The sequence below is a fragment of the Atopococcus tabaci DSM 17538 genome (assembly GCF_000429585.1).
Classification (GTDB): Bacteria; Bacillota; Bacilli; order Lactobacillales; family Carnobacteriaceae_A; genus Atopococcus; species Atopococcus tabaci.
In genome coordinates this window covers 1-1,492 of sequence record NZ_AUCD01000126.1, presented here as the reverse complement: position 1 = coordinate 1,492, position 1,492 = coordinate 1, and the positions used below count along the sequence as shown (strand labels likewise).

The following is a 1,492-nucleotide window of genomic DNA, read 5'->3' as shown; positions in this document are numbered from 1 at the left end:
CCCTTTCATTTAGTTAAATGAATAGAAACAAATAACCGCATTTATATTAAGGGTCATTTAGAATAAAGGTTACCGAGGAAAACTTGACGCATACGATTCCCCTCTTCTCATTGCTCAGTATTGCATTTATTTGCTATAATTTGAGAAACGAGTGATGAAAGGAAGGCTTGTCATGCCAAAAGCGTTGATTGTATACGCGAGTTTAACAGGAAATACCGAGCAATGTGCGGAAATTGTGGAAGAAGCGCTGAAAGACTTGGATGTGGAAGTGGAATTGGTAGAGAGCGTCATGGCCGATCCGCAAGACTTTTTGGATGTGGACATCTGCCTGGTAGGCACGTACACCTACGGAACAGACGCCAATCTGCCGGATGAAATCGTGGACTTCTACGAGGAATTGGAAGATGTGGATTTGAGCGGGAAAGTGTTCGGGACATTCGGTTCCGGCGACACGTTCTACGAATTCTTCTGTCAATCGGTTGATGACTTCTCTGAACAGTTTTTGAAAACCGGTGCGGTTCAAGGTGCGGAGAGCGTGAAAGTCGATTTGGACCCCGAAGAAGAAGACGAAGAAGCGCTCCAAGCGTTCGCAAAAGCTTTAGTGGAAACATACGAAGAACTGGCTGGTTCATAATAAAGAAACCGCCCTTCCCTTTTTTAGGGGAGGTGCGGGTTTTTAAGTAGAAAATCAATTGTCGGAATAAGCCAATTCTTCCGTTCCAATAAAATCTGCTTCTGGAAGCAGGCATTTCAGTATGTCGATCACTTCGTCTTCATCGAAGGACACGCTGCCCTGTGCCACCATCGTTGCGGTTCCGTGGATGGTCGGCCAGATGCGTTCAAAGACTTGTTTCTTTTCTTCGTTGTCGAGTTTTCCTGCTTTTCCATCTTTGTTCATGGCATCAACCAATGTTTGGAAAGAAAATTCGTGCAACACACAGGCATCGATTTGTTTTTCCAAAAAGAGCGATGAAAAGAACGTTACTTCTCTGCGGGCGAAATCGATATAGTTCAGACAAAAGTCCACCATTCGGTTCCCGGTACGCGGGCAGCTGTAAACTTCTTCAGTTAAATATGTATAAACTTTAGCCATGAGTTCATTTTTCAACTCGTCCATGTTCTTAAACTCAAGATAAATCGGCTGCGTCGAACAGTCCATTCGTTTCGCAATATTTCGTGCGGTAAATCCCTTGAAGCCTTCCGCACACAAAACTAGATAGGCTGTTTCAAGGATGTGTTCCTTTAAAATTGTCTTTTTTCGTGCCACCTCTTTATTTCCTCCATTCACTTATAATGTTTTCTTATGTAACTACAAAAAAATTACTTTTTTATACAGTACCTTTTTATTTTAACACTAAATTGTTCTTATTTAAATTTAAATACCATGTTTAGACAGTTAGATAAAGTCCATATAATTGTGTAAAAGATAAAAGGCCATGTAACAGCCCTTTTACGGTACAATGTTTTTAACCACAAAAACATACCCAGGAGG

At 41.4% G+C, this 1,492-nt stretch carries 2 protein-coding genes; one reads left to right on the top strand and one right to left on the bottom strand.

The genetic code is table 11. From position 1 onward, the window contains the following. Positions 1–172: 172 nt before the first annotated feature. Positions 173–634 (top strand): flavodoxin, encoded by a 462-nt coding sequence (locus tag G470_RS0111610; protein WP_028274934.1) that lies wholly within the window; start codon positions 173–175, stop codon positions 632–634. Positions 635–688: 54 nt separating this feature from the next. Here G470_RS0111610 and G470_RS0111605 read toward each other — a convergent pair whose 3' ends face one another. Beyond that, positions 689–1,267 carry a TetR/AcrR family transcriptional regulator gene (locus G470_RS0111605; protein WP_028274933.1) on the bottom strand — a complete coding sequence of 193 codons (579 nt, stop codon included), beginning with the start codon at positions 1,265–1,267 and terminating at the stop codon, positions 689–691. Positions 1,268–1,492 lie beyond the last annotated feature (225 nt).